Annotated in this window: 25 protein-coding genes; 6 read left to right on the top strand and 19 right to left on the bottom strand. The window is 44.8% G+C overall.

Annotated elements, in window-relative coordinates:
- Positions 1-112: 112 nt before the first annotated feature.
- From CWC22_RS09770 to CWC22_RS09750, 5 genes are read left to right on the top strand one after another with little or no spacing between them, the layout of a single operon-like run.
- A complete protein-coding gene (locus tag CWC22_RS09770) occupies positions 113-496 on the top strand; it encodes a response regulator (protein ID WP_010384695.1) in 384 nt (127 codons plus the stop codon).
- Positions 493-1404 carry an AAA family ATPase gene (locus tag CWC22_RS09765; protein ID WP_138538245.1) on the top strand — a complete coding sequence of 304 codons (912 nt, stop codon included), beginning with the start codon at positions 493-495 and terminating at the stop codon, positions 1402-1404. The genes CWC22_RS09770 and CWC22_RS09765 overlap by 4 nt, the downstream gene beginning before the upstream one ends.
- A gap of 38 nt (positions 1405-1442) precedes the next feature.
- Entirely contained in the window at positions 1443-2357 is a 915-nt protein-coding gene (locus tag CWC22_RS09760; RefSeq protein WP_125559523.1) for a DUF58 domain-containing protein, read from the top strand.
- 25 nt (positions 2358-2382) lie between these two features.
- A complete protein-coding gene (locus CWC22_RS09755; RefSeq protein WP_138538246.1) occupies positions 2383-4293 on the top strand; it encodes a transglutaminaseTgpA domain-containing protein in 1911 nt (636 codons plus the stop codon).
- A gap of 4 nt (positions 4294-4297) precedes the next feature.
- Positions 4298-5635 carry a Na+/H+ antiporter family protein gene (locus tag CWC22_RS09750; protein ID WP_138538247.1) on the top strand — a complete coding sequence of 446 codons (1338 nt, stop codon included), beginning with the start codon at positions 4298-4300 and terminating at the stop codon, positions 5633-5635.
- Positions 5636-5682: 47 nt separating this feature from the next.
- Here the strand turns inward: CWC22_RS09750 and CWC22_RS09745 are convergent, their stop codons facing one another.
- From CWC22_RS09745 to CWC22_RS09725, 5 genes are all read right to left on the bottom strand, one after another.
- Positions 5683-6030, bottom strand: coding sequence for a response regulator receiver protein (locus CWC22_RS09745; protein ID WP_125559517.1), 348 nt, complete (start codon positions 6028-6030; stop codon positions 5683-5685).
- A 149-nt stretch (positions 6031-6179) separates the two neighbouring features.
- Positions 6180-6713 carry a GNAT family N-acetyltransferase gene (locus tag CWC22_RS09740; protein WP_138538248.1) on the bottom strand — a complete coding sequence of 178 codons (534 nt, stop codon included), beginning with the start codon at positions 6711-6713 and terminating at the stop codon, positions 6180-6182.
- A gap of 290 nt (positions 6714-7003) precedes the next feature.
- Complete coding sequence (locus CWC22_RS09735) at positions 7004-7435, bottom strand: acyl-CoA thioesterase (RefSeq protein WP_046004424.1); 432 nt, start codon at positions 7433-7435, stop codon at positions 7004-7006.
- Entirely contained in the window at positions 7432-8280 is an 849-nt protein-coding gene (locus tag CWC22_RS09730) for a M23 family metallopeptidase (protein WP_125559513.1), read from the bottom strand. The genes CWC22_RS09735 and CWC22_RS09730 overlap by 4 nt, the downstream gene beginning before the upstream one ends.
- Positions 8273-9127: a 6-carboxytetrahydropterin synthase gene (locus CWC22_RS09725; protein WP_125559511.1), complete on the bottom strand. Its 855-nt coding sequence runs from the start codon at positions 9125-9127 to the stop codon at positions 8273-8275. The genes CWC22_RS09730 and CWC22_RS09725 overlap by 8 nt, the downstream gene beginning before the upstream one ends.
- Before the next feature lie 371 nt (positions 9128-9498).
- Here CWC22_RS09725 and fabA point away from each other — a divergent pair, with 371 nt between their 5' ends.
- The gene (gene fabA, locus CWC22_RS09720) at positions 9499-10014 is read left to right on the top strand and encodes a bifunctional 3-hydroxydecanoyl-ACP dehydratase/trans-2-decenoyl-ACP isomerase (RefSeq protein ID WP_010384707.1); all 516 of its coding nucleotides are present in this window, start codon (positions 9499-9501) and stop codon (positions 10012-10014) included.
- 348 nt (positions 10015-10362) lie between these two features.
- Here fabA and CWC22_RS09715 read toward each other — a convergent pair whose 3' ends face one another.
- From CWC22_RS09715 to CWC22_RS09650, 14 genes are all read right to left on the bottom strand, one after another.
- Positions 10363-10890, bottom strand: coding sequence for a DUF3833 domain-containing protein (locus tag CWC22_RS09715; RefSeq protein ID WP_125559509.1), 528 nt, complete (start codon positions 10888-10890; stop codon positions 10363-10365).
- Between the two features lie 6 nt (positions 10891-10896).
- Complete coding sequence (locus tag CWC22_RS09710; protein WP_138538249.1) at positions 10897-11484, bottom strand: chalcone isomerase family protein; 588 nt, start codon at positions 11482-11484, stop codon at positions 10897-10899.
- Entirely contained in the window at positions 11477-11989 is a 513-nt protein-coding gene (locus tag CWC22_RS09705) for a DUF2878 domain-containing protein (protein WP_230090652.1), read from the bottom strand. Before CWC22_RS09705 ends, CWC22_RS09710 begins: the two co-directional genes overlap by 8 nt.
- Positions 11967-13244, bottom strand: a complete 1278-nt coding sequence (locus tag CWC22_RS09700) for an SAM-dependent methyltransferase (RefSeq protein WP_138538251.1) — start codon at positions 13242-13244, stop codon at positions 11967-11969. Before CWC22_RS09700 ends, CWC22_RS09705 begins: the two co-directional genes overlap by 23 nt.
- 3 nt (positions 13245-13247) lie before the next feature.
- Positions 13248-14060 carry a DUF1365 domain-containing protein gene (locus CWC22_RS09695; RefSeq protein WP_138538252.1) on the bottom strand — a complete coding sequence of 271 codons (813 nt, stop codon included), beginning with the start codon at positions 14058-14060 and terminating at the stop codon, positions 13248-13250.
- Positions 14060-15313: an NAD(P)/FAD-dependent oxidoreductase gene (locus CWC22_RS09690; protein ID WP_138538253.1), complete on the bottom strand. Its 1254-nt coding sequence runs from the start codon at positions 15311-15313 to the stop codon at positions 14060-14062. The genes CWC22_RS09695 and CWC22_RS09690 overlap by 1 nt, the downstream gene beginning before the upstream one ends.
- Positions 15310-16035, bottom strand: a complete 726-nt coding sequence (locus CWC22_RS09685) for an SDR family NAD(P)-dependent oxidoreductase (protein ID WP_138538254.1) — start codon at positions 16033-16035, stop codon at positions 15310-15312. Before CWC22_RS09685 ends, CWC22_RS09690 begins: the two co-directional genes overlap by 4 nt.
- Entirely contained in the window at positions 16020-16505 is a 486-nt protein-coding gene (locus CWC22_RS09680; protein ID WP_138538255.1) for a nuclear transport factor 2 family protein, read from the bottom strand. Before CWC22_RS09680 ends, CWC22_RS09685 begins: the two co-directional genes overlap by 16 nt.
- Before the next feature lie 261 nt (positions 16506-16766).
- A complete protein-coding gene (locus CWC22_RS09675) occupies positions 16767-17417 on the bottom strand; it encodes a ChrR family anti-sigma-E factor (RefSeq protein ID WP_138538256.1) in 651 nt (216 codons plus the stop codon).
- Entirely contained in the window at positions 17410-18069 is a 660-nt protein-coding gene (locus tag CWC22_RS09670) for a sigma-70 family RNA polymerase sigma factor (protein WP_125559491.1), read from the bottom strand. The genes CWC22_RS09675 and CWC22_RS09670 overlap by 8 nt, the downstream gene beginning before the upstream one ends.
- A gap of 103 nt (positions 18070-18172) precedes the next feature.
- Positions 18173-18730 carry an LON peptidase substrate-binding domain-containing protein gene (locus tag CWC22_RS09665; RefSeq protein ID WP_125559489.1) on the bottom strand — a complete coding sequence of 186 codons (558 nt, stop codon included), beginning with the start codon at positions 18728-18730 and terminating at the stop codon, positions 18173-18175.
- Positions 18731-18922: 192 nt separating this feature from the next.
- Entirely contained in the window at positions 18923-20473 is a 1551-nt protein-coding gene (locus tag CWC22_RS09660; RefSeq protein WP_138538257.1) for a dihydrolipoyllysine-residue acetyltransferase, read from the bottom strand.
- 10 nt (positions 20474-20483) lie between these two features.
- Entirely contained in the window at positions 20484-21461 is a 978-nt protein-coding gene (locus tag CWC22_RS09655; protein ID WP_010384723.1) for an alpha-ketoacid dehydrogenase subunit beta, read from the bottom strand.
- A complete protein-coding gene (locus tag CWC22_RS09650; RefSeq protein WP_138538258.1) occupies positions 21461-22678 on the bottom strand; it encodes a thiamine pyrophosphate-dependent dehydrogenase E1 component subunit alpha in 1218 nt (405 codons plus the stop codon). Before CWC22_RS09650 ends, CWC22_RS09655 begins: the two co-directional genes overlap by 1 nt.
- Positions 22679-22725 lie beyond the last annotated feature (47 nt).

Genomic DNA, 22725 nt, shown 5'->3' with positions numbered 1-22725 from the left:
TACTCGCTGCTCATCGCTATGATGAATTTACAGTTAATTTATAAATTGCCATTGAGCTCACATTGCGCTTGTCTTAGTATTAGCCTTGTCGTTCAAAAGAAGTAAATACAATATGGAACTTGTCAGACCCCTAGAACCAATTTTGATCATCGATGACGTTGAGGATGTACGCAGTTACCTGATAGATATTCTTGAAAACCTGGGTTTTGAAGAAGTCTATGAATCAGAGGACTTTAAATCTGCAATGCCATTGATGGCAGAAAAATCCCCTAATGTTATTTTCCTGGATATAGAGTTACCCGATACCGATGGCACACAAATCCTTGAGTACATCAATGAAAATTACCCCAATGTTCATGTCATTATGTGTTCAGGGCATAACAGCCTGGAAAATGTACAAAATACCTGGGAATTGGGTGCGAAAGGTTTTATTGCTAAGCCCTTTAACGCGAAAAAAGTCGATTCAGTAATGAAAAGACTTGAAATGATTGCATGAATAAAACCACCGAAGCAATAATTGATCAGCTATCAGAGCTGATATTAGGCAAAGAAGAACAGATCCGGTTGGCTGTTGTTTGTTTGTTATGTAAAGGGCATCTACTCATTGAAGATTTACCCGGAATGGGTAAAACCACCCTCTCCCATGGTCTTGCCAATGTACTTGGGTTGAGTTATCAGCGTGTTCAATTCACCAGTGATCTGTTGCCCGCCGATATTACCGGTTCAAGTGTTTTTAATACCCAGCAACAGAGTTTCGACTTTCACCCCGGGCCTATTTTTAGTCAGGTATTACTGGCAGACGAAATCAATCGTGCCAGCCCCAAGACGCAAAGCGCTTTGCTAGAGGCAATGGAAGAGCGTCAGGTGACAGTAGATGGTAAGACTCACCCGTTGCCGGAACCATTTTTTGTCATTGCCACGCAAAACCCCTTGCATCAGTCAGGCACACATCCTTTGCCTGAGTCTCAGCTAGACCGTTTTTTCCTGAGGATAAGTCTGGGCTACCCAGATGAGAATGCTGAGAAAAGCCTGATATTGGGCAATAATCTGCAAAGGCAATCCCTGAGCGAGCTGTCATGCGTATTAGATTTAACTGCACTGGCGGCCCTGCAGCAGGCCGTGGTCACCGTTAATCTGTCAGATTCGATAGTACAATATATCATTAACCTGGTGAATTTTACGCGCTATAGTGGCCAGTTTAGTGATCCCCTGTCACCACGAGCGAGCATTGCATTAGGCCTTGCAACACGTGCTTATGCACTCACTCAAGGGCGTGACTACGCATTACCTGATGATGTACAAGCCGTGTTTTCAGCCGTTGCAGGGCATCGCCTGAACATTTCCGCCAACGAACTAGAAGATGTAGTAAAAGGGATCTTTGATAACGTGGCGGTTGTATTGTAATCATGGGCAGTGACTGGTTGCAGTCCTGGCTGGCTGACATGATCAAGCGCAAGCATAGTGCTGCGCAGCTTACCCTCTCACACCATAATATCTATATTGTTCCTTCCAAACAGGGCGCATTTTTTTTGTGTATGGTGATCCTGAACTTTATTTTAGGTAGTAACTACCAGAATAACCTAATCCTTGGGGTCGCTTATGTCATGCTGCTTATTTTGGTTTTGGCATTGATATACGGCTACCTTAATTTGCATGGTCTGACACTTCAGTTACTGGATATTAAGAACAACTATGCTTCTAAACCGGTAGAAGTATTGATAAAGCTCAATACACCACATGACTGCTACTCACTGGATATTACCAGCCAGGACTTCGACTTTAGTGATTGTAGTGGTAATCATGAGCAAGGTAATCAAGTAGTGTCTTTGTTTTTACACCCAGAATTACGAGGGCGCTACCAGCTCGGTAGGCTCAAACTATCGAGTTGCTATCCTTTTGGGCTAGTACGTGTCTGGACTTATTTAAATGCAGACAAGACATTTTGTGTCTACCCTGCTCCACTGCCCTGCCAATTTACATATAGTGAACAGGAAGAGACGTCCGAGCAAGGGCAATACGTGCATCAAAGCACCCAAAGTCATGAGAACTTCGATGGCTTAGAGCGCTTTAGGCCTGGAATCAGTAAAAGCCGCATTTCCTGGCGACATTTTGCTAAGAGTCAGCAGCTTTTGGTGAAGCAATACAGTGGCGATAGCTATTATTCTCAGCATACTTTTGATTATGCAGCTCATGATGGCAACAAGGAAAATCGTCTGTCGAAGCTGTGTTATCAGGTGCTTGAGGCTGATAAACAAGGCGATATTTTTGCCCTGCGGTTGAACAATGCCACACAGGTAAACGCTGATCGGGGAGATAAACATAGGGAAAAGTGTCTGGAGGCATTGAGTGACTTCTGACAAACTCATAAGCTCCCAAACCTTAATGACAACACTGCTCTATGGTTTAGTCAGTACCTTGCTTTTCAACAGTTTTGGCCTGGTGTTTACCTGTGCCATGTTGCTAATAGTGCTGTTTAAGCTCGCTATTTACAAGAACTTGGTTAAAGGGCCATCCGAAAAGATGATAAATCTATTGGCTTTTACCATTATTCTGGTGGTATTTGTCGCAATCGGTTTTTCTAATCTGGTGGAAATGTTCGTTTCATTATTATTAGGGGCATGTGCACTAAAAACCATTCAGGCAAAAACAAAAAAACAAGCCATGTCAGTGCAGCTGCTCAACTTTTTTGTTTATCCTTGCTTTTTTATCTTCTCTCAGAATGTTCTTTCTTTACTATTCGTGCTTGCACTTCTGGTGATCAATCTGGCGCAAATGCTCTGGATTGAACATGAAATTGAATTACACAGCGCAATCAGACAAGCGACAAAGCACCTGTTATTAGCACTCCCTCTGGCCGCAATCATGGTTGTGCTTCTGCCGAAAGTTTCTCCGTTTTGGCAGCTCCCCGGCGCGAAGAAAACGCAAACAGGGCTCTCTGAGGACATAGACCCGTTTGAAATATCAGAGTTATCTCGCTCAGACGAATTGGTATTCAGGGCAATTCTTCCTGACAACGCTCAGATGAAACCGCCTTTTTACTGGCGGACCTTAGTCCATGACAAGTTTGACGGTAAACGTTGGCGGATTTCAGCACATCATGACGTTCCCTTGCAAGCACCATATCGTGCGGTAGGTGAAAGCTACACAATCATCGCAAGGCCATCAGGAAAAACCTGGTTATACAACCTTGGTCAGGCTAAGTCAGTTACACGGGGTGTGAATACCAATCACTTTGGTACTTTGTTTATGCAAAACAACCTGAGTAGTAGTATGGAATATCAGGTGACGCCTATTCATGTTACAGGGGCAGGTATGGTCAACTGGCAGTACCGACTCAACACCGCTTTACCTGAAGAAATCAATCCGCTGGCCACGGCAATGGCAATACGATGGGATAACGCGACTGACAATACTGCGGACTTTATAGAGCAGATGAAACAGTATTTTATCGAACATAGATTTCGTTACTCACTTAAACCCGCAAGGATAAGTGACCGAGATAGTATTGACACCTTCTTAACTGAGACCCGTGAAGGATTTTGTGGTCATTATGCTGCTAGTGCTGCCTTTATGTTACGCGCAGCTGGCATCCCTGCCCGACTTGTTTCAGGGTATCTTGGCGGAGAATATAATGAAGAGCGCGGATATTACAGTGTTTATCAATACGACGCGCATGCCTGGGTTGAGTATTATGTTCCTCAGCAAGGTTGGTATCGTCTGGATCCCACCGCTTGGGTAGCGCCGGACAGGCTGATCGGGTCTTTATCTGAATTAACAGAGCTGGAAGATGAATTTAAGGACAATCTTGGACTGAGTTTGATGACTTATTCCAATCTGGCGTTGGTAAATTGGGTCAGACTTCAGATTGAACAACTCGATTATCAATGGACTCGTTGGGTACTAAACTTTGATCATCAAAAACAGTCCAGATTATTGCGAGATTTATTTGGGCAGTATCACAGGGTATTACCAGCGCTTAGTGTGTTTTTATTGCTAATAGCCATGTTTGTTGCTCGGTTTTGGTACCTGCAACGCAAGCAATTGGTTAAATTACCTGAGGCAGTCAGGCTTCATCATGCTATTTGCAAATTAGCAGGAAAAGAGTTACACAAACTGACGCCCTCACAGGCGCTTTTGACTTTGAAATCACAGTATCCTGGTTTGTCTCGGGAGCTGGAAGAATTTAACCAATATTTTATAAAATCAAGATTTTCCCAAGCGCAATTAACCAAAGCAGAGGCTACAAGGATGAAAGCGCTTGGCCGTTTAATAATAAAAAAGGCGAAAAAATAACATTATGAATGCTGTTATTATTGGTGTTTTGCTGATGCTCGGCCTGACACTATTTAGAGTGAACGTGATTGTCGCAATGACAATTAGTGCTATGGTTGCGGGTTTAAGTGCTGGTTTAGGTCTATCTGATACGCTGAATGCATTTAACTCCGGGTTATCTGGTGGTGCAGAGATTGCGCTCAGCTACGCGATGTTAGGCGCTTTTGCAGTCGCGATATCTAAGTCCGGCTTAACCCAAATCCTGGCAGATAAATTACTGTCTCTGGTTCATGGTAATCAGCAAAACTCGAGCCAGTTGCTAAGCATGCTCATTATGGTCATTATTCTGGGCTGCTCGGTTGCCTCACAAAACCTCATTCCCGTACACATTGCATTTATTCCAATTCTTATACCTCCATTGTTGGTGATATTCAATCAGCTAAATATCGATCGCCGTGCTATTGCATGTATTTTAACTTTTGGGTTAGCAACATCTTACATGGTCTTGCCATATGGTTTCGGAGGTATTTATTTATACTCCATTTTGCATAAAAACCTGGTTGATAACGGCCTTGAGATTGTCAATACACAAGTACCTTACGCAATGGTTATTCCTGCTTTGGGTATGCTGGCAGGTCTGATTGTTGCTGTGTTTGTGAGTTACCGGAAAAAGCGCAACTATAGTCACAACGAGTCGTCTCAGGCAAACGAGCTGACTAACAAACCTCGGCTGAATGATGCTGAAAAACGTAAAGTTATAGTGGCAGGCACCCTTGCGATTGTTTGCTCACTTCTTGCACAGAACGTCAGTGGCTCAATGATATTGGGTGGCCTTGTTGGAGTGATGATGTTCAGCCTGTTCGGAATTGTTAAATGGGATCAAAGCTCAGACGTCTTCAGTAGAGGTGTGGCCATGATGGCCATGATTGGTTTTATTATGATCTCGGCACAAGGTTTTGCTTCTGTTATGAAAGAAACCGGTGATGTAGCTAGTCTGGTAAGTGCCTGTGCTGAGTTTGTTGGAGAGAATAAACCGCTGGCAGCAGCTATGATCTTGCTGGTAGGCTTGTTGATTACCATGGGAATCGGTAGTTCTTTTTCGACTGTGCCAATCATAGCGACTCTGTTCGTTCCTTTATCTATGGAAGTCGGGTTTTCAGCAATGGCTACGGTTGCGCTCGTTGGCACGGCTGGTGCATTAGGAGACGCAGGGTCACCAGCTTCTGATTCTACATTGGGCCCAACTTCGGGTTTGAATGCAGATGGTCAACATGATCATATTTGGGATTCAGTAGTGCCTACATTTATTCATTTCAACATTCCCCTGTTAATCTTTGGCTGGATAGCTGCAATGGTGCTTTAAAACCGAAAAAGTCGACCTAAGGTCGACTTTTTTGATCATAATTTCAATTAAAACTGCACATAGGCTCTGTTGATATAACACTTGTCGCTTGTGCTATCATAGAAAAAACTCATGCTTTTATTAGACGCTGCAGCCATCAGAGCAAGTGAATAGATCTTATTTGCTCCTTCCATAGTCATACTATGTTTATTTACTTCAACATAGTGATATTTATGTGCCGAGTTAACTGTTTGAGAGCAATCTGGCGCATTAGTTTTAAAAGTCAGTACAAAGCCGCCTTGAGACGTTGGATATACAGTATGAAGTTTTGAAGTATGCCATTTTCCACTGGCCTGCGCGCCAAAACTGCTAATTGCAAGGGCACAGCTCAAAGATAGTAATATTTTTTTTATCATGAATTATCCTAAACTCTTATTATTTAGTTTTAATAATTGCAAAACAGTTATGTGGCACTGCTTTGCAGGTTAGGAGCAACCCGTAATTATGGGTTAGTCTCTTTTAAGGAACGAGATTGTACCCGAGAAAAATGAAAACTTATATAACTTCAGCAAGAAGGTTCACAATTCTGCAAGTAAGTCCGATAAAGACACATCAAACGTGGTACTGTATTGAACTCAGGTTTACTCGAATAACATTCGATAAGTGAGGCTCCTGTACGTTTTGCTATTTTGATACTCGCCTTGTTATTTTCCAGGCAGTGAAATTCTACATAATGTACTTGTCGAACGTTTTTAAGATAAGGCAAGATTACACCTAATATCCGACTGATTACCGCTTTACCCCTTGCCTTATCAATGAGCCAATAGCCTATTTCACAAGTACTCTGGGAGTTAGCTGGTTTAATCGCAAATACCCCGATAAAATGACCCCGTTTCATAATGGCAAAATATTCTGCGTTTAATAACTGAATCCGCTCTGCAATATAAGTTTCCGCATCTCGGATCTCTGTTAGCATTTTCACCCACGGCAAGTATTTTTGTAAGCTTTCACGACTCGCTTCAACTGCATTAAACAGTGTGCCAGCATGTTCAGTATCTAACGGAGTGAGGTGTAGATGTGCTGAAATACGGTGTTCCATAACTCCCTTCTGGATAATATGTCTTACTGCACTTGGCTATTTATTAATTTAAACCAATCAGTTGTCCCGATTATCCCCTTAAGTCTATTCTCTCATAAAACCTGTGAAAGATGTTTGGAATCAAGATCTAAAAAGTAAAGTTGAAGGTCCTCTTTTCTGGATAATTTATTTAAACACCCTCTCTCATGAAAAGATACTGATTAACCATAGACAAGTATGATGTGTTCTATTTAAAATAAAGGAGTCAAAAACTCCTGTTAGTTGTTACTACTTAAAAATTTTGAAATTGATTAGCTAAACCCATTTAGCATCTGATCACATACCACAGGTGTTGGTCTATGGTTGTCATCGACAGCAACAAACGTAAAGCTACCCGAGATCGCTAGGTGCTTGTCGTCTTTATGCATGGTTTCTAGATAGATATGAACTTCGACTTTCAAGCTGGTATTACCTACATGTACTACATTAGCAACCAATTCTGCAAATGTACCGGCCGGGATTGCTTCTTTAAAGTCGACCCTGTCTGATGAAATGGTAACCAGAGGTTTGCGGCAAAAACGCGTCGCTGCGATGAAAGCAACCTCATCCATCCATGCCAGTGCATCACCACCAAACAGTGTATTGTGGTGGTTCGTTCGACCTGGAAATACAGTTTTGGTTACTGAGGTTTGCGAGTCTTTAATTCTTTGTGCAATTACTGCGTCTTTATCTGTTTGTGTCATTCTTTACTGCTTTTTGTTGCGAGTTTATCAATCATAAGAAGTTGAGGATCTAAACGTTCATTAAACCAATTAAAACGCCAATCCAAGTGTGGGCCAGTTACCCTGCCAGTGGCACCTATATCGGCAATATGGTCGCCCAGCTCAACTATTTGCCCGACTTCGACATGGAGTTTGTTGAGATGTATATAGGTAGAGGTAATGCCATATCCATGGTCAAGGATCAGCGTACCACCACTGTAGTAGAGATCCGGGTTAGCAAATACAACTTTCCCTGCTACAGGCGCAAGTACTGGCGTGCCCGTTTTATTAGCAATATCCAACCCAAAGTGAGGCCTTCTGGGTTGACCATTAAAATAACGTTGGCTGCCGTAGACTCCCGATATTCTGCCTTTTGCTGGCCTATAAACCGGGTCATCGAAATAAGATAAGGTGCTTAGTTTACCTCTAGCGGCACTAACTTGCGCACCTTCTTTGCGGATCCGAGCTAACACTTCCTTTGGCGGCGATACATACTTTTTCTCTACACCGGTAATACGGTCAATATCATAGTCACGCGTGGTGATCATCAAATTTTTGGAGTGTACTTTTCCGCTTTGGTCAACCCAGCTTAGGGTATGCTCTGTATCAGCATCTCGGCCAAAGCCAAAAACAAATTTTCCATCAGGTGAGATAGCTAACTCTTTGTCGTTAAGTCTGGCAGATTTTACGCCGGCCAACTCAGCAATCACCATACCACCCTGGGTCAGTGAGCCTTTTAGTTCAATAGTATGACCCGTACTTATATTCACTAACAAGCCGGCCAGTATAATGCCGGTCTTTTTCGCTCTAATCAGCCAATCAGGCATAAGCGATTGCTCCTTTTCCGACGCCTTCAAACGCCTTAACTTTAACTTTTCTGTCAGGATACTGAGCCTTGATCTCTCCGGCAAGATAGTCGGCTAAACACTCCACTGTACTGTCACAGGGGATCAGATCACACCGAGCCTTACTGATAGCTAATTCAAAATAGCCCTGAGAAGCTGTGTAGGCAAATGCATAATCATCATCATGTGGTTTAATGTATTGCAAGTCACTCACATCGATAAGATCTTCCTGACTGCCCAAGTAGATATCCTGCCAACGCTCTGCCCACTCTTTTTGTAGGCGCGGCATGCTGATATCATCAAGGTAAATGCCAATATCAGAACGGTGGCCATGAATGATACGCTGGCAATTTCCATCGTGTTTTTTTAAACCATGACTGTAGTGGTAATAGAAACTACGGCTCGGCTCAGGACGCAGTTCAATCTCCAAGTCTTTCACGTTGTCTGGCATTTTTGGCAAAATCTGTTGTTTAAGAAAAGCAATAACACTGGCTTCATTGATTTGCGCGCCTTCTACGATGCAAACAGCTTCGTCAGGTGCACTCATTGCAAGGTGATGCCCGCCAAACAAACCGTCAAAACTCACCCTACCGTCTTGTGATTCATAATTGCATGAAAGCTGGCTGGGAATAGCCAACTTATGATCAATCGTGTCATCTATAATGGCCTTGATCTGCTTCTTTACTTTGGCAAAGTCCAATACCATAGACTCTTCATTTAACTGGCCATGCAGTGTCATATCAACAATCCAGCTCTCGCCTACCGCGCCTCGTTTACCACACAAGTAAGAAAAATCAATTACCGTCAAGGCATCTACAAAAAGGATCATAAACTTCCGCTAACATTAAAAATGACTGTCTCAATTATAAAGATTTTTAAAGCAAAAATCGCCTTGAAAGGTCCTGAAACAAAGAAATAATCTAATCAAGGCCATTCTTTGAATGATTTTCATTCATTTTTGAGTATCCCAGTGTAAAGTAAGCCATAATTACGGCGTTATACTATAAAACCCACACTAGCGGATGCACAACGAATAACCACGTGATTGAAAAACAGGCAGCCCGGTAACGTTAGGTGAATGAAAATACATCACCTGACGGGTAAAGCGCTCATAGAGCAGGCAAATTTTAACTGTTCAGAGTTGTTTAGCGTACAAGTGTAAGCTAAAGTAGCGACAATTTAAGACTAAGACTGATGATTATGGAACCAAAAAATAGCTATACAAAAGAAGAACTGATCCTATGTGCTGAAGGCAAAATGTTTGGCGAGAACAACTGTCGTCTGCCAATCGATAACATGCTCATGATGGATCGTATCATCGAGATTAATGAAGATGGTGGCGAGTTTGGCAAAGGTCAGATCGTCGCTGAGCTAGATATTAACCCTGATCTATGGTTTTTTGACTGCCATTTCCGTGGCGACCCGGTAATGCCTGGTTGTTTAGGTCTGGATGCCATGTGGCAGATCGTTGGCTTCTTCCTTGGCTGGTCTGGTGGACCGGGCCTTGGCCGTGCTTTGGGTGTAGGTGAAGTTAAGTTCACAGGCCAGATCCTACCAACAGCTAAGAAAGTAACATATCGCGTAGACATGAAACGCGTTATCAAGCGTAAACTGTTTATGGGTCTTGCAGACGGCACAGTAGAAGTTGACGGCCGCGTTATATACGAAGCGAAAGATCTAAAAGTAGGCCTGTTCCAGGATACGAGTGCGTTTTAATCTATTTCAATCGCATTGATGTAAAAGCCCGTCTGAATTAGATGGGCTTTTATTATTTCACGGCACTTGCACCAGCCTCAATCCAAAACGATGCCCTTAATTTCGTTTTTGGAGTCACACGCAATGTACTGCATTCCCTCAGCTAACAAAAAAGCCACTAAGTGACTTGTTTCTTTCTGCCACAAAGCAATCATGACGCTATTAAAGCCGTAGATAAAAAGCACGTTTTCACGATGTAAGGGACTGGTAAGCATAAATTTGGTAGGGAACCCGCAAGGTTTCACTCATACGCTAAGAACAATAAAGGCCTGATTTACAGGCCTTTGTTTGTGAACACGACAAATGTCTTCAACTGTCATGTTTTTCTATGATTAGAATAACCTCGCCGACTTTGAAGCCCCATTTTATAATCTCAGTGCGGTTAAACAAGCGCTTTTCATTCACAAGATACATCCAGTCGTCCAGAGTAACTTCCAATGGGGAGCCCTGGTATTGGATCTCCAATTGGTAGCGCCAGTACAACGCTGAGCCTGCTGTTTCACCCTGCGCCACGCCAATGACGTCCCCTGCGGTGCCTTTATAAAGATTATCGGCCGTTTTTTCCAGTTGCCAGATTCTGGTTGACTTTTCTCCGTCGTCAAATCGAAACCATTCTTTTAACTCGCCTTTGTTGCCCTCCCAGGTGCCTATCAGATCGGCTTCAAAACGTCGTGTGAGATTGCCGCTTCGGTCAAGGACAATACCATATGCGGTCAACTCTCCACTAAAAAACTGCTCCAGTGCCAGGTCCGGCTTTGTTTCGCTATAGTCAGCAATAGTTTTGCTGGTACAGCCACTGAGTGTAAAAATCAGCAGCAACGCCAAATATACTTTCATCTTGTTTTACCTTTTTCCAATGAGCTGCTCTCTCAGCTTTGGCTCTGTGGTTTTTTCTGATAGCCATATGGCCAAGAATGCAGGACCAAAGGCTTGGTCATTAATCGCGCCGAGAAAACGCGCAGACGTTTTCAGCTCACCTTCTGACAAAGCACTTTTAACCTCTGCCCCCGGGTCAGGACGAAAATAAAAGCGGCTTTGCTTGTCACGGTCGACCACCAGAATAAGTTGGTTGCCCTTTTGTATGTCAGGCCAGAGTTGTCCAAGTTGTCTCAGCCACTGCTCAGCGTTGTCCAGTTCCAGTTTTTGCTTTTGCCACTGTTCTCGCGTGGCATCAACCAGCTCCTGTGCTTCTATGTCGCGTTTGTAAGTTAAACTCAACACCTGTGGAAACTGGTCTGCCTGATATGCTTCTCCACCGGTATACAGTGCTGCTGAATAGACATCCCAAAACAGATAGCGTAAATCGGCCGTACCTCGTAGTTCTAACGTAGACAATTGTGTTGCCGTCGAGGCACTTGCCTGTAATGGCGCGACTAAAGGTACTGAAAACATCGCTAACGCGACTAGCGTTTTGCACAATTCTTTAAACATGTTGTACTCCCAGGCGCTGTCCCATTCGACCGTTGAGGTGCACTACCAAAGGTAAAATGACGGCCCAAACAACAGCAAAAATTAAAAACACATTTGGCAGTGAGAGTGCACTGTTCAGAGCACCGAGCTTTATCCCACCGATGTAACTGAGTGCGCCAAATACCGCACCAAGCGCACCCTGTATGCCAAAATGATAGCGACTCATCCAACTCAGACTATGGTTAAGCGTCAGCGTAAAATGCCCCCAAAGTAGAGCAAGCCACAGAGGTAATAATTGATAGCCGTCCGCAAAACTTATCACCCCCAAAAGTGAGAGCGATTGGTCCACAATCAACCCAAGCGGTAAAACCAACAAGCTCCGGGCGTCAGCTTTTCTGCTTGGTGAAAGGGCAAAATGCAGTAAAAACAAAAGCCCAACCAAAGGCACAGCCTGATCTGTGAATAAGGCGCACAACCACCACACAGATTGAAAGATTATGAGATTAATCAGCCAAAAATTGCGCATCATTCACCCCAATATGTCGCGGCTTACGAGCTACCAGGTGATGCGTGCTTATAACACGTTCTAAGAAAGCACCTTCACAGTACTGTAGATAAAACAGCCACAGACGTCGGAATCGCTCATCAAAACCAAAAGTACGGATCTGTTGCCAATTCTGCTCAAATTGCTCACGCCAACGCTTGAGCGTTTGTGCGTAATGCAGGCCGATGTCGTCTATGTCACGCACAACCATGTCTGTTTGAGTGGCGAGATGATCAGACATCACCGCTATGGATGGCAAACAGCCACCGGGAAATATGTAGCGCTGAATAAAGTCCACATTGTTTCTGTAGTGGTCATAGCGTTTATCTGCGATGGTGATGGCCTGTAATAGCATCAGGCCATTATCCTTCAGCAAGCTGCTACACTTTGCAAAAAAACCAGCCATGTAACTGTGCCCCACCGCTTCTATCATTTCGATAGACACCAGCTTATCGTACTTGCCTTCCAACAACCGATAATCCTGTTTTAACAAAGTGATTTGGCCCTCTAAGCCAGCTGATTTAATTCGCTGCGCTGTAAACTCATGCTGAGCATCTGAGATCGTCGTGGTAGTCACTTTACAACCGTAATTTTGAGCTGCAAATAATGCCAATGCGCCCCACCCTGTACCAATCTCTAACAGGTGATCCCGCTCACTCAGCTCAAGTTTATCGCATATGATCTTGAGTTTATTATTTTGTGCTTGCTCAAGTGGCTGGTCGAGCGTGTCAAAGACCGCGCTGGAATACATCATAGTAGGATCAAGAAACGACTGATATAAATCATTACTCAGGTCATAATGTGCCAGTATATTCTGTTTTGAGCCGGATTCACTGTTACGGTTGCCAAAATGAAAAACGCGGTTTTTGAGTGAAGTCAACCAGGACATCTTGCCTTCAATCTCGTCCAGTTGTGACTGAGCACAAGCAAAGATGCGTATGACCTTTGTTAACTCGGAACTTCCCCATTTACCATCGATAAATGCTTCGGCGGCGCCAATCCCACCGCCTTTCAATACGTCCAGATAAAAGCTAGGATCGGACACAAATATAGTGGCATAGATCCTGGGCTGCATCGCGCCTAACACAACCTTCTCACTTCCTTCGATGATTTCGAGACGATCATGCTCCAGATTTTCCAACAGCTTAAAGATAAATCCTCTGGCTTTATTGATCATTAAACTATGCCACCATGATGCCGTGGCAGGCTTGGGGATGGTTTGGCTATTTTGTTCCATGTATCACTTCGCTTTATTACAGTTAGAGTGAGTTTCGGGGTGCGGTATGAACGGCACACGCTTCACCCAAAGTTTTAAGGCCTGCCAGTAAATTGCCAGGCATATCTTCAATGTCATAGAGGGCACACACAACCCAAGACCAAGCAAGTTTCTCAACGAGAGCGGCTTTGACTTGAGCGCCATAGTGGCGTCAAAGAGTTTATTGTTCACCAAAGTCCCCTGCTGTTTATAGTCGTGGTCTGCCGTGGCATGATTTTCGATATGTAACAACAGCTGCCCGGAGCCATGTTCAGGGGGCGCCTTAACGCGCCAAAGATATTGCATGTCCAGTGACATAAACGGTGACACATGAAATGCCTTATCTGTTCTTTGCGACTCACTAATATCCACCAGATAGTAGTGTCGCTGGTTCCATGGTGTGTTGCTCACCTCGGCCAGCATTAGGTTGCAGTTTCCCTGCTCATCGTAGCAGAAGTAAACATTGAGTGGACTAAAGTACAAACCCAAACAACGTCCCTGAACCAGCGCTTTGACACGTCCGCCGGGCCACTGTCCACCAAGCTCTATGACTTTGTTTTTTATACGTTGTTGTAATGTTCCGCGATCACCTTTGAGGTAGTCTTTTTGGCAAAAGCGAATTGGCCGATACCATTGTGGGCCAATTAAACCCTGACCGGCTTGGGTGAAAGCGTCGCTTTCAACATCCAGACAAAGCATATACAAGCGATACGAAAAACCATGATATACAGGTGCAAAGCGTCGATGTCTTACCTGACCAACATATAAAGGTGAGGTCTGCGTCGCATTATCACTCATTACAAATCGTCCAGACTAATACCGAATCTTGCAGCCACATCGACGGCGCTGCGTACACCGTCTTCGTGAAAGCCGTTGTACCAATAGGCACCGGCAAAATGCGTTTGTGTCTTCCCGCAAATTTCCTTTCGACGCAGCTGCGCTGCCATACTTTGTGTATTAAATACAGGATGCGCATATTGATAGTGGCCAAGTACCTTGTCCTTCTCAATTTCCTGGTTCAGGGTGACACAGAATGTGCAGGGTGCTTCAATGCCCTGCAATATATTCATATTGTAGGTAACCGCCGCTGGCCGAGATTCGTTATTATCGAGCAAGTAATTCCAGGCAGCCCAGGCAAGGCGGCGTTTTGGCAATAATTGCGTGTCTGTATGCAGTATCACACTATTTTGAGCATAGTGTATTGCTGAAAGCACGCTCGTTTCATCGGAACTCGGGTCGCCAAGTAAACTAAGCGCCTGATCACTATGACACGCAAATACCACTTCATCGAATTCACGGACATCGTCTGTAAAGTGAAGCTGCACGCGGCCATTTTCACGCGTGACTTTGGATATAGCGGTACTGAGATGAATATTGCCTTCAAGACCTCTTAATAGTGGGGCAATGTATTGTTTCGAGCCACCAGGGATCACATACCATTGCGGCCTGTCACTGATATTCAGCAAACCGTGATGATAGAAGAATCGCACAAAAAACTTCAGTTCAAACTCTTTCATTTTCTGTAGACTAGTAGACCAGATAGCAGCGCCCATCGGCAAAATGTAATGCTCTGCAAAAAAGTCGCTGAAGTTGTTCGCTTCAAGAAAAGTGCCTAGCGTTTCCTGACTAGAAAAATTGTCGTCGGCATAGCGCTGTTTTGCTGATGTATTAAAACGTACAATCTCCCGAATGAGACGCCAGAATCGAGGTCGGAAAAGGTTACGTCTTTGTGCGAACAAGGTATTTAGGTCGTGACCATTGTACTCTAGGCCGGAGTCCTTGTTATGAACACTGAAACTCATCTCCGTCGGTTTCCCCTGGATCCCAAGCTTGTCCATCAGTTTGATGAAGTTTGGATAAGTTCTGTCGTTATACACTATAAAGCCAGTATCAACCTGATAGGTTTGCCCCTGATACTCTACTTCTTTTGTTGCGGTGTGCCCGCCAAGGCGATCTCTTTTTTCAAACAAGTGTACTTCGTGCCTGGTACTGAGCAATCTCGCACAGACCATACCTGAAACGCCACTGCCAATGACGGCTATTTTTTTCATCTTTTTATCCATTTTGCGGCAAGGCGGCGCCAGACGGTATGTGGCAACCAACCAAAGAATTTGAGCAGATAGGTAAACCTGCGTGGAAAGTGAATATCAAACTGCTTGTTCTCCACACCCCTAAAAATGCGTTCAGCAGCCTGTTCACTGGTAATTTGACAAGGCATCGGAAAATCATTCTTTTGCGTCAAGGGCGTATCCACAAAACCTGGGTGAACAACGCTTATCTGAATGCCACTGCCCAACAAATCTACATCCAGAGTTTTAGCGAGGTAAGTTAGGCCAGCTTTCGACGCACCATAAGCTTCTGCCCGAGGTAATGGCAAATAGCTGGCTGATGAGCTGACAAAAACTAAAAACGCACCTCGAGACAGTTTGCTAAGCCAGGCCTCTAGGCAATACCCAACTGAAATTAGATTGACGCTGATGATGCGTTCAAACAATTCAGAGTCAAAGTGACGTGCATCGTTTATGTACTCACAGCCTCCGGCATTGAGAATGATGCCGTCTAAAAGCGGCAAACGTTCAGCTAGGTCAAATATCGCTGCTTTATCACTTAGATCGAAACACCAGTGACGGATATATTCTGACTCAGGTAACACAGATTCGAGTTTCTCTTTGCTACGGCCACAGACGTGAACTTTATATCCGGCTTCAAGATAGCGCCTCGCCAGAGCCAGTCCTATTCCGGAACTTGCGCCAGTGATTAAAACTTCGGGCATGCCTGCGCTCCCTTGGTTGCCACAGCACCACTTTGCTCGCCAGACACGCGGCCTTTTAACCAACGTATCCCCATTCCCATTAGTGGAATGTGTTCATAGAGCAAACTACCTACATCAAAATAATCCCGATGCATTATTACTTTACCGTCCTGAACTTTAAGGTAAGAGTGACCTTCAACACTTATTTCCTGGCCTTTTCCAAGGCGATTGTGACGATAGCGCATAGTCCAGTACAAAGCGGCCTGATCGCCCTGCGACAAACTGTGATGAATATCAAACTGGCAGCTGATCACATTACTGTACATATCGCTGAAGTATGTGCTTAGATTGGTTAGCCCATTGATCCCATGGAGCGGGTCGCTAAACTGAATCTCAGGATGATAGATCTCGTCCAATAAATGTAAGGTTTCTCTATCCAGCTTATTGTAAATCCTTACAAAATTGTCGAGCCAGTCTGGTTGTTCGGTCATTACTTTATCCTTTCTGTCACTATGTCCTGTAATACGTGTTCAAACCGGCATAAGATCAATCTGCCTCAGGTTCCTGTCATCATTTCACTGACTGACACGAAGGTAAGTAGCAGCTGTTCACTGTATATAGACGCTCTAGTTAGTACATTAGCAGGTTTTTAGAGAAAGCGCCTGAAATCAGTACCCTAGAAACGAAAAAAGCACAAAGGCTGGCTTTGTGCTCAAGTCGAAGGAGGAATTAAGTCTAGACTTAATTCTGGGTTAGTAGATCAACTTGCCAATGGGATTGAACAATTGGCTCAAGCCCTGGCTGAAATGCAGTGCATCGTCAGCTAAGGTGAAACACAAACAAGATTCAGTAGCAACCGGCGAGTGCTCGTGCTCACCATCAAGCATAATGAAATCTCCGGGTACGTAGCTGTCCATTTCATCTTTAAACTCACCGGACAAGAGCAATGTTAGCTCAAATCCTTTATGTGTGTGCTGAGGAACACTCCCGCCCTTTTCAATGTGCAAAAGGCTTGCGTGTAGCTTGCCATCGCCCAGATCCAGCCTCGACCGGGCCAGCTTACCCAGTTTCAGCCACCCACTGAGGCCGACGTTATGTAAGCTGGAAGGCAGTACGAATTGCTCGCCTTTCACCTCGATCTCAAGGGGTGCAGGTGATGGCCTTTCATCAAACAGAGTATCCTCAGTGATCTGCGCGATGAGGTCATCCCAGTTGTCTTCACTCTGCGGCTCAAATTCTTCACCAATAAAACTGTGGGCACAGCTTGTTTCAAACTGATGTGCCAACCTCTGACACTGCGGGCACATATCTATGTGCATACTCACGGCTACGCTCAACGAAGCACACAGTTCTCCCTGAACATAAGATTGCAGGATTTGTTCGGATGGGTGGTATTTAATCATGATGCTCCCCCATGTGTGCCTTTAATTTACCTAATGCCAACCTGAGCCGAGACTTAACTGTGCCCAAAGGTATCCCCAGTTGATTTGCCAGCTCTTCCTGACTCAGTTCCTGGAAGTAAATGCCCTTAACGACATTTTTTTGTTCTTCAGGCAGCTTTTCTACGTACTCAACAAGCTGTCTATCGAGGAGGTGGTCAGAAAACTCGGCACTGTCATCACGCTCGTTGCTGTGTTGCTGCCAAATGTCTTCACTCAGATTGTCTTCGCGGTTAGTCTGCATTTTTCTCAGCATATCGAAAGACTGGTTACGAACCAAAGTGTATATCCACGTGGTTACAGCGCCCTTTTCAGAATTAAACAAATGTGCTTTTCGCCACACGTTTGCCATGCTTTCCTGCAAAAGCTCCTGCGCCTGGCTTGCATCACCAAAACGTTGACGACCCAAATGCAATACTTTAGGTGCAAACCACTTGAATAAACAGGCAAACGCCTTTCTGTCCCTTTGCTTTGCAATACGATCCATCCAATCGCACAACTGCGCCTGTTGCTCAGCGCTGAGCAAACGTTGCTCCGATGTTTGTGTAGCAGCAACGTCTTTCATAACTGACCCCTGTGGCGTTTCGGTACTTTGCTGTCGGCTCTTTTCTATCATTAGCTCACATCCATAGATAATGGAAGTATAAAAACGGTTTTATTGCTTCTCGACCTATCATACGCCAGACCAAAGAAGTTAGATCACTAAGTCAGCGAATTTATCAGTCATCTTGTCCTGTTAAAATGGTATCGAGGAATTTTAGGGCCTGAGGTAGAGTGTCTGGTTCACAAAATCCCTCTTTATGCTCTGGAGAAAAAGGTAAGACTTCCAGAAAACGTCCCGCCACCCAGGCTGCATCCTCAAATCTGGGCTCAGGGTAAAGTGCAGCCAATTCGGGGTTCTGATTAAAGATACGAGCCAGTTCGTCGCTAATATGCTGATACCTGGGCAGCAGTTCAGTCGTCGCCCAATGCGCTCTTGTAGTAAAACATGCCTGGCGCAATCCGTCGGACTCCATCCAAACCTCATCAATGTCCAATAATCCTTTAGATCTTACGTCTATCGTCAGAATATCATCTTCTGCTGAGCCAAAATCAATGATTTCGACCCAACTTGCCCATGGCGCAGTTTGATATTCAGTAGCAGACTTATACAAACCGATAGCAAAATGACGGTCATCGCCAGCTTCTTTGACCATACGCAAGTATTTTTGCTCAAAAATCCGTAACCGGGTTACACCACCAGGTAGCAGGAATACAGGTAATGGAAAAAGTGCCATTTGCACGCTTTGGATCATAAAATAAGGCCAAACAGTTAAATCTGTCAGTCAATACGAGTGAGGTGGTAGCAAGGATCAAACGAAATTCGTGTAGCTATAGAGAGTACATTTTTTAATTTTTTACACGAGAAGCCATTAAAAAAGGGCCGTAAAGGCCCTTTACAACAAGTAAGAAACTAGCAAAATCGACGATTAGCGCATAGCCATCATCATTTTAGCCGGCTCCTCTAAGTAAGACTTCCACAAATTGTTAAATCTTGCAATGGTTCCGCCATCAATTACGCGGTGGTCACCAGACCAGCTGACTTGCATAATCGAGCGTGAGACCACATTACCCTGTGCATCAAAGCGAGGCAGGTGTTGTAATTTACCTAACGCCACGATAGCAACTTCGGGTTTATTAATGATTGGGGTCGCTGTCGTACCACCAATTGCACCGATATTCGAAATTGAAATCGTACCCCCTTTGAGATCATTTGGTGATACTCGCCCTTCGCGCGCTGCATCTGTTAACTGCGTTACTGCTTCAGCTACATCCACAATTGACTTATTCTGACATTGCTTAATGTTAGGAACTAGCAAGCCAAGCTTACTATCAACAGCCATACCTATATTGTGATCATCAAAATAAGTGATCTCTGTACACTCATCATTGACCTGCGAATTAAGGATTGGAAACTCTTTAATTGCGAGAGACAGAGCTTTAATGAAGAATGGCATCATTGTCAGCTTTATACCTTGCTTTGCATACTGCTCTTTAAGAGACTTGCGCAGTGCAATCAGCTCTGTCAGATCAATTTCGTCACTGTAGGTAAAGTGTGGAATGGTAGAAACAGACGCGACCATTTGCTTAGCCATCGCGGCTTTCATACCTCGGATAACCTCAACCCGGGTTGTTCCTTCACTAACCGGCGCAGTCGCTGAAGGTTCAACTTGAGCCGGTGTTGCCTGAGCAACAGCCGTATTACCGCCTTGCGCAAAACGTTCCAGGTCTTCTTTGAACACTCGACCATTTTTGCCTGAGCCAGGTACCAGGGTAATATCGATGTCCATTTCACGGGCGCGGCGTCTGACTGCTGGAGATGCGACCGCTTTGCCATTCACTTTCGCTGGCGCGGAAGGCTCTGCAGATGGTGCTTTACTCTCTTTCACTGGTTGTGGTTTATGCACGGCCAGTTCATCTTGTTTCGGGCTATGGTCAGCACCGAGACGCATCTGAAATAGCGGGCTGTGAACCTGAGCAATATCGCCTTTCTGATAATATAGTTTTTCAACGACACCATCATACTTAGCCGGAATTTGCACCAGCGCTTTATCTGTCATTACATCACAAACAGCCTGATCTTCTTTAATCTCGTCGCCTTCTGAGACCAACCACTCTACGATCTCGCACTCAACAATACCTTCACCAATGTCTGGCAATATAAAGTCTTCTAAATGCGCTGCTGATGTCGGGGCCACAGAATCACCGCCACTCACACTACTAACAGGTGCAGGCGCTTCGCCAGCAACATCCATAGCAAACAGTGGCTCATGCACTTTCGCAATATCACCCTTAGCATAATGTAACTGGGTGATCACACCATCATGCACGGCTGGGATCTGAACCAGCGCCTTATCTGTCATCACATCACAAATTGGCTGATCTTCTTTCACTTCATCACCGACATTAACTAGCCACTCGACCAGTTCACATTCGACGATCCCTTCGCCAATATCAGGTAAAATAAATTCTTTAGACATGACCCGTCCCTTAAAACTCTACTGACTTCTTAATTGCAGCGAATACTTTAAGTGCATCCGGTACATACTCTTTTTCCAGTGCCAGTGGATAAGGCGTATCCAGACCACAAACACGCTCAATGGGCGACTCCAGGTGCAAGAAACACTCTTTTTGGATCGTGGCTGCAATCTCAGCGCCAAATCCATTTGTGATCGGCGCTTCATGGCTGATAACCAGACGACCAGTTTTAGTCACAGACTTCGCAATGGTTTCAGCGTCCCACGGCAAAATGGAGCGCAGATCAATGATCTCACAGCTGATCCCGGCTTCTTCAGCCTTAGCAGCTGCTTGCTCAATGATTTCCATCTGGGCACCCCAGGCTAGCACGGTCACATCTTTACCTTCTTTGACCACTTCAGCTTTACCAATTTCGATGGTGTAATCGCCCTCAGGCACTTCACCTGTTGAGGCGCGGTACAGACGCTTAGGTTCAAAGAAAATCACTGGATTATCATCTTTGATACAGGCGCGCAGCAGGCCTTTTGCCTGATATGGGTTACGCGGCACGACCAGTTTCAGGCCTGGTGTATGAGCAAAATAAGCCTCAGGTGATTGTGAGTGATACAAACCACCCGCAATACCACCGCCGTAAGGTGTACGAATAGTCAAGTTACCCACATTAAACTCATTACCTGAACGATAGCGGAATTTTGCAGACTCGTTCACTATCTGGTCGAATGCAGGGAAGATATAATCAGCGAATTGGATTTCAGCGAGTGCAGGTGCGCCAAACGCAGCAAGGCCATTCGCAAAACCCAGAATACCCTGCTCTGTCAGCGGCGTATTAAACACACGATGTTTACCGTATTTTTCTTGTAAGCCGGAAGTAGCACGGAATACGCCACCAAAATAACCCACGTCTTCACCAAAAATACACGCCTGCGGGTGCTCTGCCATGGTAATGTCTAGCGCCGAGTTAATGGCGTGTAGCATGTTCATTTTAGCCATTATTTGATCCTCCCAGCCGTAATTGGATACGCGTCCGGATGCTGTTTAATATGTTCTTTTAATTCTTCGTATTGTTTTTGTAGTGCCGGAATTGGCGTATCGTAAACGTCTGAAACCAATTCTTCCAGTGCAGGTTTTTGTATTTTCTCAGCGACTTTCAGAGCAGCCAGGATCTCTTCACGGATCTTGTCTTTTTGTACTTCATCTTCTTCTTCGTTCAACCAGCCTTGTTTCAGCAACCAGGCCTTGAAACGCGCCACCGGACAATTTGACTTGAATTCGGCTTCTTCATCTTTTGTACGATAACCAGAAGGATCATCAGATGTAGAGTGCGCACCGAGACGGTAAGCAATAGATTCAATCAGAACGGGTTCGCCGGTAGTCACCGCGATTTCCCGGGCCTTTTGTGTAGCAGCATACACTGCCAGAGTGTCTGCACCATCAACACGAATGGTTTTAATGCCATAACCGACACCACGAGACGCAATACCATCGCCTTTAAACTGCTCGTCAGCTGGGGTCGAGATAGCATAACCATTGTTACGCGCGAAAAATAGCACAGGCGCTTTGTGCACTGCGGCCATGTTTAAACCAGCATGGAAGTCGCCTTCAGATGCGGCGCCCTCACCGAAGTAACAGATGGTTACATTGTCAATCTCGCTGCTGAGCTCACCACTTTGTGCATCAATGTGCTTAAGCTTTTGACCATAGGCATAGCCCGTCGCTTGTGGGATCTGTGTGCCAAGTGGCGATGAAATGGTCAGGTAATGTAGTTCGTTTGAACCATAGTGAACCGGCATCTGACGGCCTTTACCCAAATCTTTTTCGTTTGAGAAAAGCTGGTTCATAAACTGCTCAAGTGAGAATCCACGATAATGTAGCGCGGCTTGCTCTCGATACTGCGCCATAATCATATCTTCTTGCTTAAGCGCAGCCGCACTGGCCGTAATCGCGGCCTCTTCTCCTAAACATTGCATGTAGAAGCTAATCCGGCCCTGACGTTGTGCCGCCTGCATACGTTCATCTAACAAGCGGATAAAGCGCATGGTTGAGTAAATTCGCAGCGCCGTCTCTTTATCTAAGTCAGGTGCAGTGGCGCCATCTAAAATGTCACCGTCTTCGCTGAGTATCTTCAGCGTCGGGATGTTAAGTGCATGGCCATCGATAAATTCGAGCGCATGGCTGATATTCAACGATATGTTATTGGGGTTAGTCATAACCTACCTTCTCTTGTTGTCATAACTAATTTGCAACGCCAAAGCCG

Source organism: Pseudoalteromonas rubra (assembly GCF_005886805.2).
In the GTDB taxonomy this organism is placed as follows: domain Bacteria; phylum Pseudomonadota; class Gammaproteobacteria; order Enterobacterales; family Alteromonadaceae; genus Pseudoalteromonas; species Pseudoalteromonas rubra_D.
Note: the sequence above shows the minus strand (reverse complement) of the source record. Positions and strands in the feature narration are given on the sequence as shown.

Coding starts and splice junctions, on each gene's coding strand:
- CWC22_RS09685 (WP_138538254.1), bottom strand. CDS start 16,035: ATGCCCGAAGTTTTAATCACTGGCGCAAGTTCCGGAATAGGACTGGCT.
- CWC22_RS09670 (WP_125559491.1), bottom strand. CDS start 18,069: ATGATAGAAAAGAGCCGACAGCAAAGTACCGAAACGCCACAGGGGTCA.
- CWC22_RS09715 (WP_125559509.1), bottom strand. CDS start 10,890: ATGAAAGTATATTTGGCGTTGCTGCTGATTTTTACACTCAGTGGCTGT.
- CWC22_RS09730 (WP_125559513.1), bottom strand. CDS start 8,280: ATGCCTGATTGGCTGATTAGAGCGAAAAAGACCGGCATTATACTGGCC.
- CWC22_RS09745 (WP_125559517.1), bottom strand. CDS start 6,030: ATGATAAAAAAAATATTACTATCTTTGAGCTGTGCCCTTGCAATTAGC.
- CWC22_RS09755 (WP_138538246.1), top strand. CDS start 2,383: ATGACAACACTGCTCTATGGTTTAGTCAGTACCTTGCTTTTCAACAGT.
- CWC22_RS09655 (WP_010384723.1), bottom strand. CDS start 21,461: ATGGCTAAAATGAACATGCTACACGCCATTAACTCGGCGCTAGACATT.
- CWC22_RS09665 (WP_125559489.1), bottom strand. CDS start 18,730: ATGGCACTTTTTCCATTACCTGTATTCCTGCTACCTGGTGGTGTAACC.
- CWC22_RS09700 (WP_138538251.1), bottom strand. CDS start 13,244: ATGGAACAAAATAGCCAAACCATCCCCAAGCCTGCCACGGCATCATGG.
- CWC22_RS09675 (WP_138538256.1), bottom strand. CDS start 17,417: ATGATTAAATACCACCCATCCGAACAAATCCTGCAATCTTATGTTCAG.
- CWC22_RS09740 (WP_138538248.1), bottom strand. CDS start 6,713: ATGGAACACCGTATTTCAGCACATCTACACCTCACTCCGTTAGATACT.
- CWC22_RS09650 (WP_138538258.1), bottom strand. CDS start 22,678: ATGACTAACCCCAATAACATATCGTTGAATATCAGCCATGCGCTCGAA.
- CWC22_RS09735 (WP_046004424.1), bottom strand. CDS start 7,435: ATGACACAAACAGATAAAGACGCAGTAATTGCACAAAGAATTAAAGAC.
- CWC22_RS09750 (WP_138538247.1), top strand. CDS start 4,298: ATGAATGCTGTTATTATTGGTGTTTTGCTGATGCTCGGCCTGACACTA.
- CWC22_RS09710 (WP_138538249.1), bottom strand. CDS start 11,484: ATGTTTAAAGAATTGTGCAAAACGCTAGTCGCGTTAGCGATGTTTTCA.
- CWC22_RS09705 (WP_230090652.1), bottom strand. CDS start 11,989: ATGCGCAATTTTTGGCTGATTAATCTCATAATCTTTCAATCTGTGTGG.
- CWC22_RS09680 (WP_138538255.1), bottom strand. CDS start 16,505: ATGACCGAACAACCAGACTGGCTCGACAATTTTGTAAGGATTTACAAT.
- CWC22_RS09725 (WP_125559511.1), bottom strand. CDS start 9,127: ATGATCCTTTTTGTAGATGCCTTGACGGTAATTGATTTTTCTTACTTG.
- CWC22_RS09690 (WP_138538253.1), bottom strand. CDS start 15,313: ATGAAAAAAATAGCCGTCATTGGCAGTGGCGTTTCAGGTATGGTCTGT.
- CWC22_RS09760 (WP_125559523.1), top strand. CDS start 1,443: ATGATCAAGCGCAAGCATAGTGCTGCGCAGCTTACCCTCTCACACCAT.
- CWC22_RS09695 (WP_138538252.1), bottom strand. CDS start 14,060: ATGAGTGATAATGCGACGCAGACCTCACCTTTATATGTTGGTCAGGTA.
- CWC22_RS09660 (WP_138538257.1), bottom strand. CDS start 20,473: ATGTCTAAAGAATTTATTTTACCTGATATTGGCGAAGGGATCGTCGAA.
- CWC22_RS09770 (WP_010384695.1), top strand. CDS start 113: ATGGAACTTGTCAGACCCCTAGAACCAATTTTGATCATCGATGACGTT.
- fabA (WP_010384707.1), top strand. CDS start 9,499: ATGGAACCAAAAAATAGCTATACAAAAGAAGAACTGATCCTATGTGCT.
- CWC22_RS09765 (WP_138538245.1), top strand. CDS start 493: ATGAATAAAACCACCGAAGCAATAATTGATCAGCTATCAGAGCTGATA.